Source organism: Pseudomonas sp. Q12-87, from assembly GCF_001269755.1.
In the GTDB taxonomy this organism is placed as follows: Bacteria; Pseudomonadota; Gammaproteobacteria; order Pseudomonadales; family Pseudomonadaceae; genus Aquipseudomonas; species Aquipseudomonas fluorescens_S.
On sequence record NZ_LHVI01000019.1, the window covers coordinates 47,058 to 61,946 of the forward strand.

Below are 14,889 nucleotides of genomic sequence, written 5' to 3' on the forward strand. Positions count from 1 at the left end.
GCGCAAGTTGCCGTAAGAAATGGGGAATATCAAGCGTAGGAATGAATACCGGTTTCCCTGGCAATCCGGCTCAGGCCCAGTATCGCGTGACCACTGCACGGTAATGGCCATGAAGCGAGTAACCCCCCACCAGGATTTTTCCGTCGGCCTGCACGGCCAAGGCGGTCGCGGTGTCCAGGCTGTAGCCGAGCCGAGTACGGACCCAGCCGGCACCCTGGCCGAATTTCACGTCGAGGCTGGCGTCCGGCAGATGCCGGGCAAGTACGAAATCGGCCTCGATGCCGCCGATGGTGGCCCCGGCGCTCAGGAGCTTACCGTCCGGTTGGGCGAGGGCCGCGGTCCACTGGCTGCAGGAGTGGCCGATTTTCAGCAGGTGGCACTGGCCCTCGTTGTCATGACGGTCGGGTTTGCCGTCCGGGCGGACTTTCAGGGACAGGGCGTGCATCGGGTCGCGGCTGCTGCCGAACGCCTGCAAATCACCGTTCCTGTGCTGGACGATCTGGTTGATCATGGCGCTGTGGCCCTGGGCCTGGATTGACACGAACCCGTCCTCACCGAAGCCCTCATCGAGTTTGCCCCAGGGGTCATAGCGGGCCAGCAAGCCTTGCTGGGGCAAGTCAATGGAGCCACCTACGACAATGTTGCCGTCGGCCTGGAGCGCCAGGCAGCCCAGCCAGGTATTTTTCAGCAGGCGCCGGACCATCACGAACCCGCGACCGTTGAACGAGTCATCCAGTGTTCCGTCGGGCAAGAGCCGGATCAGAACGCCGACATGGTCGCAAAATTGGTAGTGATGGTTGGCGAGCAAGAGAATTCGGCCATCGTCTTGTACGCGTATGTCGCAGGCTTCAAGGCCGGGTATGCCAGGCGGTAGCCAGCAATCGCGCAGGCCTCGGGAAAGGTTGCCGCAGAGTCGGACGACCTGTCGGCCGCCATGACCGAAATGCGGGACGAGACGGCCCCGAGAATCGAACAGTGCCAGGGCGGGGAAGGTGTGGTCGCTGTTCTCATAGTGGAGCCCGGACAGCAGGATATGCCCATCGGGCAATTCAATGACCTTGGCTGCCGTTGCTTCGGAATCGTTTTCGAACGAGCCGATCACGCAACCGCACGTTCCGAAGTCCGGATCGATCGAACCGTCCAGGTTGAGCCGCGCAAGCCCGAATCGGCTGCCGTCGACCGTCTCGACCCGGGCGGCGAGCAGGATTCGTCCGCTGCGGTCGACGGTCAGCCCGGTGGTCAGGCTCGAGGAATGCTCGGCGAAACATACCCAGGCCTTGCCCTTATCGGCAAACCCCGGGTCGAGTTGCCCAGCGTGGGCCGCAGCCCGTGGGAGCGCAAACGCGAATTGATCGGGCATGCATGCCTCTCCTTGCGCGTCGACCGGCCCAGTGGGGCGACGACTGCATGAGGGCAACATTCAATCCCTGAATATGGAAACGCACAACTGTCATGCTATGCAGAATCAGGGACGATTCGTGCCATAACAATGGCTTTGCGATCCACTGCCAAGCCTGCAATCAATAGCAGGCGTTAGCGATGCGTTATTCAGGCATGGACCAGGATTGCAACTTGTAGCCTTCCTGGCTCAGTTCGGCGCGGGCCTGTTTCAACAAGTTGGCCAGTTGGGCCGGGTCGGTATAGGCGCTGCTAGGGATCTGAGTGCGGCCAATATGCGTATTGGTGCGGTCGATGACGGTCAGGCTGAGTTCACCGTTGCCGTCTTGTGGAGCCCAGGCCACGCATTGGAAAGGACGAAATGCGCGGTCGGCAATCAAAAGAGCTTCGTTGATACGGAGCGGGGCGTTCATGGCGTTATCTCTTAAATATGCCCAATCAAATGATGTGCCGTCGGTTGGGCGTACCGTGCGGCTGGTTACTTGTACTGATGTCCCCAACAGGGGGGCAGGTCACACATTCTTTAAATAAATTTCGATTTTCTTTCAGACCCGCCTCTCGGGCTTTTGTTTGAAAGCGTCATGAAAGAGTTCCAATAAACACCGTCTCATTAAGTGCCGCTTATAACCGCTTTGACGCGGTTCCAATAATCAATTGATACAAGAGGGTGTCAACTTCTTGCTACTGTTAGATGCAGGTCTGCCAAACGACTGTTTCTAATCATATTTCCTTATTTTGGCGCCAAGGATCAGTCATGATCGAAGCCAGTACGTCACGTCGTCTGCTCGTGGTAGATCCTTGCGACGATTGTTATCGCCTATTGCCGGGTCTGCGCACTGTCGGTTGGGATGTGGACAGTTGCTCCCTTGAACATGCCAACGACCGCTCCTGCGACGTCGGCCTCCTGCGGTTACAGCCCTTTCATCTGGAGCGCCCGGAGGCCGTCAAAGAGTTGATCAGCCGCAGCGGAACCGAATGGATCGCCGTGCTCAGCCAGGAGGTGCTTCGCCTGCAAAACGTAGGCGATTTCGTCTGTGAATGGTTTTTTGACTTTCACACGCTGCCTTTTGACGTGTCTCGGGTCCAGGTGACGCTGGGCCGGGCGTTCGGCATGGCGCGCCTGAGGGGGCAAGGCTCGATTCATATCGACCAGCCCGAACATGAATTGCTGGGCGACAGCAAGCCGATCCGCGAGCTGCGCAAACTGTTGAGCAAGCTAGCGCCTGCGGAATCGCCGGTATTGATTCGCGGCGAGAGCGGCACCGGCAAGGAACTGGTGGCGCGTACGCTGCATTACCAGTCGCACCGGCGCAACAAGCCGTTCATTGCGATCAACTGTGGCGCCATCCCGGAGCATCTGATCCAGTCCGAATTATTCGGCCATGAGAAGGGCGCCTTCACCGGGGCTCACCAGCGCAAGGTTGGGCGGATCGAGGCGGCCAACGGCGGCACCCTGTTCCTGGACGAAATAGGTGACCTGCCGTTGGAGTTGCAAGCCAACCTGCTGCGCTTCTTACAAGAAAAACACATCGAGCGGGTCGGAAGCAGCCAGCCGATTGCGGTCGATGTGCGAATACTGGCGGCCACCCACGTCGACCTGGAAGCAGCCATCGAGAACAAGCGTTTTCGGGAAGACTTGTACTACCGCTTGAACGTGCTGCAGGTGGTCATGGCCCCTTTGCGTGAGCGCCACGGCGACCTGGCGATGCTTGCCAGCCACTTCTCCCACTTCTATAGCCAGGAGACCGGTCGTCGGCCCCGCAGTTTCAGCGAGGATGCGCTGGTGGCGATGGGGATGCACGATTGGCCGGGCAATGTGCGGGAACTGGCCAACCGTGTCCGTCGCGGGTTGGTGTTGGCTGAAGGGCGACAGATCGAAGCCCGGGACCTTGGCCTGGCCAGCCACCAGGGCGTTGTCGCACCGATGGGTACCCTCGAAGACTACAAGACCCGTGCCGAGCGCCAGGCATTGAGCGACGTGCTCAACCGCCACAGCGACAACCTGAGCGTGGCGGCCAGGGTGCTGGGCGTGTCCCGGCCGACGTTCTATCGGCTGTTGCATAAACATCAGATTCGCTAGACCAGCCAATACAAAACTCAGCTGTGGGAGCGGGCTTGCTCGCGAAAGCGTGGGGTCAGGTTAATCAATACGACTGACATACCGCCTTCGCGAGCAAGCCCGCTCCCACAAATATTTGCAGCGTCCTAGAGACATGCATCGCATATCCCTTGATCCATCAGAAGTAATACGGAAACTTCAGGCTAAAGGTGAAATCCGGCGCATCATCAGTCAAGCCGATGGACAGGTTGGGCACGATGGTCAGGTTGTCGGTGGCGGCGACGGTCATGCCGATGTTGAAGTAACCGGCGTTGGCGTCGCTGGAAACCACCGATTCCCAATCCCCACCGTCCTGTTTGAGCTTGCTCTTTTTTTGGATCAGGTCGGAAACCGAGAACGACATGCTCATCTTCTCGTTCAAGGCGAAAGCAATCCCGCCGCCGATCTGGAAGCTGTCGCCGATCCGCACCTTGCCCGGGGTTTTTTGGTTGACCGTCGAACTGATGTCGTCGAACGATTCTTCCAGGTTATGGGTATAGGAAAGGGTGCCGAACAACACGGCCGGATCGAAGGTCTTGACCAGTGAGAGCCCGGGCGTGATCGACCAGACGCCGTTGCCGGTGGGCAGGTCCTCAGGCACGAACAGGTTGGTGTTGGCCTGGGATTGGCGCAGCTTGATGCCGAACGGGTCCTTGCCGGTTGGCGCCTTGACGCGCAGGGTGACCACCGCGTCCGGGGTGTTGACCGATTCGTCCATGAACTTGTAGGCGATGCCGAAGTTGACGTCACCGATGGTGGGGTCGCGGGTGACGGTTTCTTCGCTGGTGACGCCCGCAGCGCCGTTATTTGCACCACCGGACTGATACGTGGACTCGCGGTAGACCACCGGCACGTTGAGGTCGAACTGCCAGCGATTGTCAAAGTTATATCGCCCGGTGAGGTCCAGGGTCCAGGTATCGGCCTTGATCCGGTCAAGATTGATATTGCCCAGGAAAATCGAATCCAGGGCCAGGAAGCCGTTGAGAATCAGTTGTCGCGTGTCGTAGCGTGAGTAGGTCACGCCGGTCTCGAAGCTGAACTTGCCACCGCCGAAGAAACCGCTGGCCTCGTCATAGAGGTTGGAAACGCTCTGGGCCGGTTGCGAGTCATCGGCTAGGGACTGCCCATAGCCGCTGCCGCCGGTCGTTGCCGCGCCAGCACCCGCCACGGTCTGGCTGCCTTTCATGTCCGCCGGGGATTTGGCCAGGCGCTTGGGAGGCGGGCTGGCGGGCTGGTCCTCGACCTGGCGAACTCGCTGTTCGAGCACCGCCAGGGCTTTCTGCTGGACCTCGTATCGTTGCTTGAGCTCGAGGAGTTCCTGTTTCAGGGCCTCGATGTCGGCGTCCGGTGCTGCTTGCAGCACGGCCGCCGGGAACAACGTGGTTAGACACATCACAGCGCGCAACGATACGGATCGATACATGAAATATGTCGTCCTGGATTGCCCAATGATCGGAAATCAGCGTAGTTCAATAACCGAGGTTTCGGAGGCCTCTTAGTTGATTAAGGTTGCAGTCCAGCGCGCCGGCGCTGGGGCCGTTATTGTTCAGCACCACGTTGAGTTGGGTCATGTTGCTGACCAGGTTGCTGTTGCCCAGCAGGCGGGTGTTTTGCAGCAGGCCGCCCTGGGCGACTTGTTGGAGGGCGCTGCCCTGGTTGTGACTGGCCTGGATGGCCATTTGCACGCCGTTGCCCGTGGCGGTGACCGCGACGCTGCCGGCGGCGTTGCTGCCGGTGATGGTCTGGCCCTGGGTCAGCAATTGGCCTTGGGAGGGTGTCAGCGCCGGGGCCTGGCTGCTTTCCTTCACATTGATGGCCACATTGTTGTAGGCACTGTTGCCGTCTCCCGCCGCGCGTACGCTCTGGGTTACGCCTTGGCTCGAACCCAGGCCTGCACCGCCGGTGATGTTGCCGCTGCCCTGTTCCGGAACGCTGCCGTTGCCGGTCTGCTGGATGGTCGAGACGTAGAACTCGGGTTTGACGGTAGCCGCCTGGATCTGCATGGCGCTGGTGGCGCCGATCAAGTCGCCGCTGGCGTTGCGCCAGGTGCTGCTCATGACGATCCCGAAGCTGATGACGCGTCCGGGCATGACATAACGACCGCGCAGCTCGGCAAGCTCCTGGTCCTTGACTTCGATAGGTTTGAATCCGGCATGGGCATAGCCCGAGGCAGTCGCCGCCAGGCAGGCGAGCGACAGCCAGTATGAAGTTCTCATGTACTGCTCCCGGAGCGTCCTGCTCCTTTTTTGTACTTATTGTTGGCAGTGAGTCGGCGATTAAAAAAAGTCGCTCTGTATGAAGCCGAAATCCATCAGTTCCGCATCCCTGACCGGGTTGAACCCGTCCAGTTTGTTGCGTGCCGTCAGCGGTTGAGGCGGGCTGCGCAACGCATTGGTCTTGTCATAACCCGGGCCGACGATGGCAAAGACGATGCCATTCCAGCCTTTTACGAAATCATCATGGGTGTAGCGCTTGTGGCCCAGCACCGGGTCGCCGATGTAGACCCACTGCTTGTCGGCCCGCTGCAACACCACAAAATGTTTGTAGCCGCGTATCTCCATCAGGACCACGACCGGAATCGTCACCGCTTCGAGCTTCTCGGGCGGTATCCGGTAGCCCCGGGCGCGCATGCCGATGGTTTCCACGTAGCGCTTCATATCAAGCATGGAAAACCCTTGGGTGCGGACCAGGTGCTGATCGGCATTGACCAGCATGCCCTTGATGACGTGTTCTTCATCGACGTCCAGCCAATAGGCCTGGCGCAGCACCGTGGCCAGCGCGGCGGCGCCGCAACTGAAATCGGTTTTCTGCTCGACGATGTCGCTGAACTTGCGCTCACGTACGCTTTGCACCGGTTTGTAGACCAGCATGCCGCCTGGCAGGGCAGCGACGGGCATCTGCGCGGCTTCAGCTACGCAAGCCATGCAGAGCAGCAGGGAAAGGGCAGTCGCACGCATGATCGAAACGCCTGATGGACATCCGGGAAAAAAGCCCCTTTTGCAGGCAATGTCCGTTAGTCAACGGTTGAGGTGAATCCGTGGCGAGGGAGCTTGCTCCCGCTTGAGTGCGAAGCACTCATGAACAATGGGTCTGCTTCGCAGCCCAGCGGGAGCAAGCTCCCTCGCCACAAGATTCATCCAAGCCTTGAGTGAACAGCATTTACCCGTTTCCGGGGCTTCGTTTCAGCGCGCCTACATGCAAGCCTTGCAACCGGCAGCGATGGACAGCGAATTGCTCTGCTGGTTACCCACGCCTGCCGACACGTTGGCGCCGCCGTTACCGGAGAAGCCGTTCATGGAATTGCTCATGGTGGCGTTGTTGATCACAGGGTTTTTCCAACCGTCGCGGGTCAGCACCTGCTGAGTGTTGCTGCCGGCCAGTTCGAAAGTACCCACGGCGGAGAACTTGAACTTGTCGTCATCGTGACCACCACCGTAGCCGCCGCCTTTGTTGTCCCAGCCGCCATGGTTGTCGTCTTCGGCGGTACCGGTGCCTTTGGCCTTGAAGGTGCCGGAGGCGCTGTAGGTGCTGGTGAGCGTGTCGGTCTTGTAGGTCCGCACGCCTTTGTTGTCGACCTGAAGGCCGGTGGAGGACTGGTCAGCTGCGGCAGAGGCTTGTGCGACACGGCCCCCGGAGACGGCGATGGCCAGGTTGTTTTTCTGTTGGTTGAAGTTGCCGGCGGTCACGTTGATGCCGATGTTGCCGGAGCCGCTGTTGCCCGCATTGGTCAGCGAGGCGTTGTTTTGCGTCGAGTTGTTTTTAACGTAGTTGTTGTTATTGACTTGCGTAGCGCTGGAAGCCGCGACAGCCGAGCCGAAGATGAAGCTTTCGTCTGCGGTGGCCAGGGCGGCGGCGTTGTCCTGCTGGTTACCGTCGCCGCCTGCGACGTTGGCGCCCATGTTGCCATTGCTGCTATTGAGCGAGTCTTTTGCTTCTGCGGTGTTTTTGGTGGCCTGGTTGGTCACCACGTTGCCGTCGCTGTTCTGCTCATCCAGCACCGTGGCCCCAGCGCCGGCACTGATTGAAAGCAGTTGGTCCAGGGTCGGTCCTTGCTGATGGCCATTGTTGCCATGGCCGTGACCGTTGCCGTGACCGTTGTCATTTCCGCCAGCCTGTGCAGCCATTGCCATGACCGCGGCGAGGGCGAAAACCAATGGTTTGAGTGCCATTGTAGGTTTCATGGTGTTTCTCCTTGCGTGTCGTTGGTTAAGTGTCAGTACTTTCTTATGCTTGCGGTGCCCGGGTCAGTCAGCGACCCGGATGCTCAGGGTGTTAGCCATGCGGTTCCCCACCCCTGCACTCTGGTTCACCTGGATGACCCCTCGGCTGCCGGTGAAAGCCTGGTCGCTGGTAACGACCTGGCGGCTGCCAGTTGGGGCGCCAGTTGCGCCTGAGTTCGGTAACAGCGCCACGTTCTGTTGCGACAAGGCGCTGTCGTCAATGCTCTGCGGCTGGGCACTGATGCCCACCCGCATGACATTGGCCATTTGATTGTTGGCGCCGGCGGACTGGTTGACGCCCAAGACCCCGTTGCCATTGGAAAATGAATTGCCGCCGATGCGGGCCGTCGCGTTCATGGCCGGATTGGCCGGGGTGTCGAGGCGCTGCTGCACCTGGGTGGCGGCCTGGGCCTGGGTGCCAATGGCGATAGCCCGGGTGTTGGTCTGCTGGGTCTGGTCGCCAGCCGCCTGGTTGACGTTGAAGTTACCGGTGTATTGGCCGCCGGAATTCTGCACATTGGCGTTATTGACCACCGCCACACCTGGATCGGCGAAGGCAACGGCGGGGCCGAGCAGGGCGAGTAGCAACAGGGTTGGCTGCATGTCACTGCCCTCCGGCGAGCCGACCCAATGGGGCCAGCCCTGAACTCAACGAGCGGTTGATGGTGCCGGAAATCGCGCCACCGCTGCCGCCGCCATGCCCGGCGCCCATGCCGGGCATGCCGTTGGGGTTGGTGACGACGTTCAGGCCCTGGACGCTGGTGTTCGGGGTGACGGTGTTGCGGATCGACGAGCCGCTGGCAACGCTGGCGAATTCGCCGTCGCTCAGTTCGGTGCTGGTGGTCGCCTGATGGATTCGTTCGGAAGGGTTGGCATTGACGGTAGTCGGGTAGGGGTCTTTGCCGCCGTTGCGACCGATGGGAATGGGTTGCACATCACGGTTGAGCACAATGACGCCATTGCCTTCGGCGTGTACCGGCAGGCTGAGCACCCCACTGGCGGCGCAGCCAACCATCAGCAAACAGGACACACTTTTCTGGAAAGTCCCCACGGCATCGATTCCTTCTTCTGCGGGCTGGGCTTTGGTCCAGCGTTGCGAATCGGGAGAGAGCAGATGTCGTGCCGGTTTTTAGAAAGCCTTTGGAATCAGCGGCTTGTAATTCATGGACAGGCTGTAGGGCAAAATCTGTTTCATTGTTGAAACAGGGCATTGAGTCGCCGGTCGCCTGCAAGCCATCCCCGCGCTCTGGATCCAGGCTTTTAAGCACCTGTATCAGGAACGTGACAATCTTGATGGCATTTTGGCGAAGGGGCTTTGGATCCGGGTTTCACTCGGCAGCGTTGTTTCAGCGATGAAACAGCTGACACGGGGACAGTCAGGTTTCGAGCAGCCGGGCCACGGCCGCGAACACCTGGGCCTGCCGACGACCCCAATCCCCTCCGACCACTTGAAATGGCTGCCGGTGATGAACCAGCCAACCCTCGATGGCCTGAAAAAACTTCAGCCGTTGCTCAAGTTCGGGCTGGCAGCGCAGGCCGTCACCGGTCCATTCGACCTGTTCGGGGCTCAGCAGCAAGTGCAGGTCATAATGGCGCGCCAGCAAGGCCGGTTCGAGCCAGCTCGGGCAATCTCCGAACAAGGTCTGGCTCCAGAGGATATTACTCAGCAGGTGCGTATCGAGGATCAGCAACGACGGCCGAGCAGCGCGAGCGGCGTCCTCCCAGGCCAGTTGGCCGCTGGCGATTTCGGTGATGTCGCCCAGGCAGGTATCGCGCGGGTTGCGCTCCATGAAGTCACGAACGTATTCATCGACCCGCAAGCCGCCGAAGTGCTCCTGCAATTGCGCCGCGAGCCAGCTCTTGCCGCTGGACTCCGGGCCGGTCAGCACCACTACCTTCATGTGCGCAGCGCCGGGTCGGCGCGCCATTCCCGCCAGCCTTGCACCGCCAGCAAGGTAAACAGGGCGTACAGCGCGGCGGTCAGATACAAGCCCTTGTAGACGAACAGGCCGACAAAGATCAGGTCCAGGGCGATCCACAGCGGCCAGCATTGCACGCGCTTCTGTGCCATCCACCACTGGGCCACGAGGCTGAAACCGGTCAGGGCCGCGTCGAGCCAGGGCTGCGCGGCATCGGTCCAGTGCGCCATGGCGGCGCCCAGCAGCAGGCTGCCTGCAGCCCCGACGGCCAGGCCAAGCAACACCGACGGCCCGCCCAGGCGTGAAACCTGTCGTCCCTGATGATCGTGCCCTGCGCGTGTCCATTGCCACCAGCCGTAGAGTTGCAACACGGCATAGATCACCTGCAACAGCATGTCCGAGTACAGCTTCACTTCGAAGAAAATCCAGCTGTACAGCAGCACCATGACCAGGCCGATCGGCCAGCACCAGGGGTTCTGCTTGACGGTCAGCCAGACAGCGATCACGCCGAGGGCTGCGGCAAACAGTTCAAGCCCGGACATGGCGGTTCCTTGGGGAAGTCGGAGAGGGCGGGGATTGTAAACGTTATGGCGTGGGCAGCTCCAACCTCAATGCTGAATGTGCCCCGTGGCGAGGGAGCTTGCTCCCGCTGGGCTGCGTAGCGGCCCCTTTTTTGTGAGCGCTTCGCACTCAAGCGGGATCAAGCTCCCTCGCCACAATGAATCACAACAGTCTTAAGTGAACATTGGCCCGTCAGACCCGGAACTGCTTGAGCAACCCGTTCAGCTCTTCGCTCAGTGCCTTGAGGCGTGTGCTCGCCAGGCTGGACTGTTCGGCCGCGATGGCGGTGCTGTGGGACAGGCCCGCCGCTTGGGTGACGTTCTGGTTGATGTCTTCCACCACGTGAGCCTGTTGCAAGGTGGCGCTGGCGATGGATGCGTTCAGGCTGTTGAGGTTGCGCAGGGCCTGGCCGATTGCATTGAGGCTGGCACCTGCCAGACCGGCCTGTTCGATGGTCAGTTGCGAGGCCCGGCTGCTGTCGCTGATGACTTTCACCGCGGCTTCCGAATGATTCTGCAAGCGTTCGATCATCGCCTGGATTTCGGCGGTGGACTTTTGCGTGCGCTGGGCCAGCAGGCGCACCTCATCGGCCACCACGGCGAAGCCCCGGCCTTGTTCCCCGGCGCGGGCGGCTTCGATCGCGGCGTTGAGGGCCAGCAGGTTGGTTTGCTCGGCAATGGAGCGAATCACTTCCAGCACGCTGCCAATCTGCGTGCTTTCGCTCGCCAGGGTGCGGATCACTTCCACCGCCTGATCGATGGTCTGGGACAGTCGGTCGATCTGCTGCAAGCTGCCGTCGATGTTGACCTGGCCTTGCTGGGCCTGGGACTCGGCGTCGCGCATCTCGCTGGCGGCGTGCTCGGCGTTCTTGGCCACATCCTGCACGCCATAAGTCACCTCGTTGATTGCGGTGGCCACCAATTCCATCTGTTGCGATTGTTGCTGGCTGCGTTCCTGGGCCTGGGCGGCATCGTTGCCCAGCTCGCTGGAAGACTGCCCCAAGGCGCTGGCCGAGGCCTGCAACTGGCTCACCACTTGCCGCAGCTTGGCGGTAAAGGCGTTGAAATGCCGGGCCAGCTGGGTGACTTCGTCCTGGCCATGGGTGTCGAGGGTACGGGTCAGGTCGCTTTCGCCGCTGGCGATGTTGGCCATGGCGTTGACCGTTTCCTGCAAGGGGCGAACGATGCTGCGCACGATCAGTGTCAGCAGCAGGGCCATGAGCAGGGTAATCACCAGCCCGATCAACGAGGCCTTGACCACTTGGGACTGGAATTCGGCTTGAACGTCATCCACATAAACGCCCGAGCCGATGACCCAGCCCCACGGTTCGAACAATTGCACGTAGGAAGTCTTGCCCACCGGTGCCTCGGCGCCTGGTTTCGGCCAGAGGTAGTTCACCATGCCGGCGCCCTTGGACTTGGCGATGGTGACCATCTCGTTGAACAGCGCAAAGCCGTTCGGGTCGCGGATCGCCGAGAGGTTCTGGCCTTCGAGTTTCGGGTTGGTCGGGTGCATGACCATGACCGGCGTGAGGTCGTTGATCCAGAAATAATCAGTCTGGTTATAGCGCAGGCCCCGCACGGCATTGAGCGCCTGTTTCTGCGCGGCATCGCGGGTCAGGGTGCCCGCCGTTTCCAAACCGTAGTAATAGCTCAGCACGCCACTGGCGGTCTGCACCACATGCTGGGTTTTCTGCACCTTGGCTTGGTAAAGATCGCTATGGATCTGTTTCAGCATCAGTGCACCCAGCGTCACCAACATCACGATGGCGACGACCAGGATGAGCCACAAGCGTCGGCTGATCGACACACTGCGCAAGCTATTCATACGCTGTCACTCCGGTTTCTTATTCTTGTCATAACGACGGCGGCACTTTAGCGCCCGCCGGGTACGCGTGATTGACCTGGGTCATAACGCGGCAGCGTTATCAGGGCTTGTCTGTTAGGATTTCGGCCCCGCAGCGTAAAACCTGAGCCGATCCGGATGTTTCATTGGTTTTTTTTCGATGATCGCCGTTATCGTGCACGCCTGCGGGCACCTGCATGACACTTGAATATTGATGAGACCCGCACCAGCAGGGTCTTTTTTGGGGGATGAATGGATTTGTGGACTGCCTTTTCGGCACTGATTCTTGGCGTAGTGGAAGGCTTGACGGAGTTCCTGCCGATTTCCAGCACGGGGCACCAGATTGTTGTCGCTGACTTGCTCGAATTTGGCGGCGAGCGTTCGATGGCGTTCAACATCATCATCCAGCTCGGCGCGATCCTCGCGGTGGTCTGGGAGTTTCGACGCAAGATCTTCGGCGTGGTGCTGGGCTTGCCAACCCAGCCCAGCGCTCGTCGGTTCACCGCCAACCTGCTGATCGCCTTCCTGCCCGCCGTGGTATTGGGCGTGCTGCTCGCCGACTGGATTCATCACTACCTGTTCAACCCGATCACCGTGGCTGCAGCGCTGGTGATAGGCGGTTTTGTAATGCTCTGGGCCGAGAAGCGTCAGCACCAAGTGCACGCCGAAACCGTCGACCAGATCACCTGGAAGGACGCCTTGAAGGTCGGCCTGGCCCAATGCATTGCGATGATCCCCGGCACTTCCCGTTCGGGCGCGACCATCATCGGCGGGCTGTTGTTCGGCTTGTCGCGCAAGACCGCGACCGAGTTCTCGTTCTTCCTGGCGATGCCGACCATGGTCGGTGCGGCCGTCTATTCGGGCTATAAATACCGCGAACTGTTCGTCCCGGCGGACTTCCCGGTGTTCGCCATCGGCTTCGTCACCGCGTTCATTTTCGCCATGATTGCGGTCAAGGCCCTGCTGCGCTTCATCGCCAGCCACAGCTATGCCGTATTTGCCTGGTATCGAATCGCCTTTGGCCTGCTGATCCTGGCCACGTGGCAGTTCGGTTGGGTGGACTGGACCGCCGCCAAGCCATGAGTGATCCGGCCATCCGCAAGCCCGTTGTGCGCAATGCCAGCGGTGCGGTGCAGAACCTGCGGGTCAAGCTGACGGTGTTTGCGCTGTTGTGTGCGTTGCCGCTGTTCGGCTCCTTGGTTCTCGGGCTCAAGGAGGCGTCCTGGGTGCCACTGGTGGCCTATGGCAGCGTCAGCGTGGTGGCGTTCGTGTTGTATTGGAATGACAAACGCAAGGCCCGCGCCGACGCCTGGCGCACCCCGGAGAACGTGCTGCACGCCGTGGAGCTGGCGGGCGGTTGGCCTGGCGCCTTGCTGGCCCAGCAGGTGTTTCGTCACAAGACCCGCAAGGTGTCGTTTCAAATGGTGTTCTGGTTCATCGTCCTGCTGCACCAGGTGTTCTGGATTGACCAGCTGTTCCTCGGCGGCCATCTGCTGGCGTTGTTCTGAACCTCACTGGAGCAGCAGGCCAACCTGCGTGCGCTTGGGCAATTTGCTGACCACCAATTGGTGGGAGCGTTGCAGCAAGCCACGCAGTTCTTCGGCGCCCAACGGGTAGGGGACTTGCATGATTACCCACTGGGCCCGTGCCAGGTACGGTGCCGGATGGATGCCCGGCCGGTCGCAGTGTCCAAGAAACAGATCCTTGTCGACCTTGAACGCCAACGAGTCGCCCCGCAACCCCTGAAGGGCAAACATCTTGTTCCCCGCGATGGAGAACACCCTGACGCCGCCCCATTTGTAGTCTTCCCTGGCGCCCGGCAAGCCCAGGCAGAATCGTGCGACATCCTCTTCGCTCAAGCTCATATCAATCTTTCTCCGCATTTTTCGAAAGCTTCCACCAGATGGTCGATCCACGCACGCACCGCCGGCAGCATGCCGCGTCGGTGGGGATAGACCGCCTGGAGCCAGCCGTCTGGCAACGACCACCCGGGCAATAGCTCAACCAGTGTGCCGTCGCGCAGTTCCTCCTCGCAATACATGCTCGGCAACAAGGTAAACCCCAGGCCTGCGAGCGCGCAGGCGCGGCGCACGATGAAATCATCGATGCCCAGGCGCGCTTCCAGGGCCAAATCGACGCTGGCGCCATCGGCATTGCGCAAACGCATGTGCACCAGGCGATCAGCATCCAAGGCGCCGAGCACCGGCAAGTGCTTGAGGTCCTGCGGAACGTCTATCCGTCGCCCTTGGACGAACGCCGGGCTGGCGACCAGGATCAGCCGCGCCTGGCGCAAGCGCCGAGTCATTAGCAGCGGGTCTTCGTCGCCGAGGTCACGGACCCGCAGTGCCACATCGATGCCTTCGCTTATCAGGTCAACGCGGCGGTTCACCAAGGTCATTTCCAGCTGGACTTGGGGAAACTTCGCCATGAACGACGCGATTACGTGCGGCAGGATCTGGTGAGCCAAGCCTACCGGGCTCGAAACGCGCAGTCGCCCGCGCGGCTCGCTGGACATGCTCGCGACCGCTTCATCGGCCATTTCGGCCTCCAGCAGCATGGCCTGGCAATGGCGCAGATAGCGTTCGCCCACTGCTGTCAGTTTCAGCTGGCGGGTGGTGCGTTGCAGCAGGCGGGCGCCGAGCCGCTCCTCCAGCTCGGCGATACGCCGGGACAGCCGCGACTTGGGGACGCCCAATACACGTCCGGCCGCCGCAAAGCCGCCGGCTTCGACGACTTTGGCGAAGTAGTACAGATCGTTGAGGTCTTGCATGTTGCGCTCGATTGTCCTGTCAGTGGGACGAACTATCGCATTTATGCTGCCTTATCGGCTATTGGTTTGATCGATAGG

General features: G+C 60.7%; 16 protein-coding genes. 3 read left to right on the forward strand and 13 right to left on the reverse strand.

The genetic code is table 11. From position 1 onward, the window contains the following. Positions 1 to 70: 70 nt before the first annotated feature. Complete coding sequence (locus tag AD663_RS12185; protein ID WP_003181213.1) at positions 71 to 1,360, reverse strand: delta-60 repeat domain-containing protein; 1,290 nt, start codon at positions 1,358 to 1,360, stop codon at positions 71 to 73. 184 nt (positions 1,361 to 1,544) lie between these two features. After that, the gene (locus tag AD663_RS12190) at positions 1,545 to 1,811 is read right to left on the reverse strand and encodes a hypothetical protein (protein ID WP_003181216.1); all 267 of its coding nucleotides are present in this window, start codon (positions 1,809 to 1,811) and stop codon (positions 1,545 to 1,547) included. A gap of 341 nt (positions 1,812 to 2,152) precedes the next feature. On the opposite strand from AD663_RS12190, the gene AD663_RS12195 reads away from it, so the two are divergent. After that, positions 2,153 to 3,478, forward strand: coding sequence for a sigma-54 dependent transcriptional regulator (locus tag AD663_RS12195; RefSeq protein ID WP_003181218.1), 1,326 nt, complete (start codon positions 2,153 to 2,155; stop codon positions 3,476 to 3,478). 157 nt (positions 3,479 to 3,635) lie between these two features. On the opposite strand, the gene AD663_RS12200 is transcribed toward AD663_RS12195, so the two are convergent. The 9 genes from AD663_RS12200 to AD663_RS12240 all read right to left on the reverse strand — a co-directional run bounded on the left by AD663_RS12200 (position 3,636) and on the right by AD663_RS12240 (position 12,023). After that, a complete protein-coding gene (locus AD663_RS12200; protein ID WP_053213809.1) occupies positions 3,636 to 4,919 on the reverse strand; it encodes a transporter in 1,284 nt (427 codons plus the stop codon). A gap of 46 nt (positions 4,920 to 4,965) precedes the next feature. Then, the gene (locus AD663_RS12205) at positions 4,966 to 5,712 is read right to left on the reverse strand and encodes a hypothetical protein (protein WP_003181222.1); all 747 of its coding nucleotides are present in this window, start codon (positions 5,710 to 5,712) and stop codon (positions 4,966 to 4,968) included. A 60-nt stretch (positions 5,713 to 5,772) separates the two neighbouring features. Beyond that, positions 5,773 to 6,453, reverse strand: a complete 681-nt coding sequence (locus AD663_RS12210; RefSeq protein ID WP_003181223.1) for a C39 family peptidase — start codon at positions 6,451 to 6,453, stop codon at positions 5,773 to 5,775. 234 nt (positions 6,454 to 6,687) lie between these two features. After that, positions 6,688 to 7,677: a hypothetical protein gene (locus AD663_RS12215; protein ID WP_003181228.1), complete on the reverse strand. Its 990-nt coding sequence runs from the start codon at positions 7,675 to 7,677 to the stop codon at positions 6,688 to 6,690. Positions 7,678 to 7,740: 63 nt separating this feature from the next. Next, on the reverse strand, positions 7,741 to 8,319 hold the full coding sequence (locus tag AD663_RS12220) for a hypothetical protein (protein WP_053213810.1): 579 nt from the start codon (positions 8,317 to 8,319) through the stop codon (positions 7,741 to 7,743). A gap of 1 nt (position 8,320) precedes the next feature. After that, complete coding sequence (locus tag AD663_RS12225; protein ID WP_003181232.1) at positions 8,321 to 8,767, reverse strand: hypothetical protein; 447 nt, start codon at positions 8,765 to 8,767, stop codon at positions 8,321 to 8,323. A gap of 325 nt (positions 8,768 to 9,092) precedes the next feature. After that, positions 9,093 to 9,617 carry an AAA family ATPase gene (locus AD663_RS12230; protein ID WP_053213928.1) on the reverse strand — a complete coding sequence of 175 codons (525 nt, stop codon included), beginning with the start codon at positions 9,615 to 9,617 and terminating at the stop codon, positions 9,093 to 9,095. Further along, a complete protein-coding gene (gene pnuC, locus AD663_RS12235; RefSeq protein ID WP_003181236.1) occupies positions 9,614 to 10,177 on the reverse strand; it encodes a nicotinamide riboside transporter PnuC in 564 nt (187 codons plus the stop codon). The genes AD663_RS12230 and pnuC overlap by 4 nt, the downstream gene beginning before the upstream one ends. 211 nt (positions 10,178 to 10,388) lie before the next feature. After that, positions 10,389 to 12,023: a methyl-accepting chemotaxis protein gene (locus AD663_RS12240; RefSeq protein ID WP_053213811.1), complete on the reverse strand. Its 1,635-nt coding sequence runs from the start codon at positions 12,021 to 12,023 to the stop codon at positions 10,389 to 10,391. A gap of 270 nt (positions 12,024 to 12,293) precedes the next feature. On the opposite strand from AD663_RS12240, the gene AD663_RS12245 reads away from it, so the two are divergent. Beyond that, positions 12,294 to 13,124: an undecaprenyl-diphosphate phosphatase gene (locus AD663_RS12245; protein ID WP_053213812.1), complete on the forward strand. Its 831-nt coding sequence runs from the start codon at positions 12,294 to 12,296 to the stop codon at positions 13,122 to 13,124. Then, positions 13,121 to 13,549 carry a DUF1294 domain-containing protein gene (locus AD663_RS12250; protein ID WP_053213813.1) on the forward strand — a complete coding sequence of 143 codons (429 nt, stop codon included), beginning with the start codon at positions 13,121 to 13,123 and terminating at the stop codon, positions 13,547 to 13,549. The genes AD663_RS12245 and AD663_RS12250 overlap by 4 nt, the downstream gene beginning before the upstream one ends. Positions 13,550 to 13,552: 3 nt before the next feature. Here the strand turns inward: AD663_RS12250 and AD663_RS12255 are convergent, their stop codons facing one another. Both AD663_RS12255 and AD663_RS12260 read right to left on the reverse strand, forming a co-directional pair. Then, complete coding sequence (locus tag AD663_RS12255) at positions 13,553 to 13,906, reverse strand: MmcQ/YjbR family DNA-binding protein (RefSeq protein WP_003181244.1); 354 nt, start codon at positions 13,904 to 13,906, stop codon at positions 13,553 to 13,555. Further along, positions 13,903 to 14,811, reverse strand: a complete 909-nt coding sequence (locus tag AD663_RS12260; RefSeq protein ID WP_053213814.1) for a LysR substrate-binding domain-containing protein — start codon at positions 14,809 to 14,811, stop codon at positions 13,903 to 13,905. Before AD663_RS12260 ends, AD663_RS12255 begins: the two co-directional genes overlap by 4 nt. Between the last annotated feature and the right edge of the window lie 78 nt (positions 14,812 to 14,889).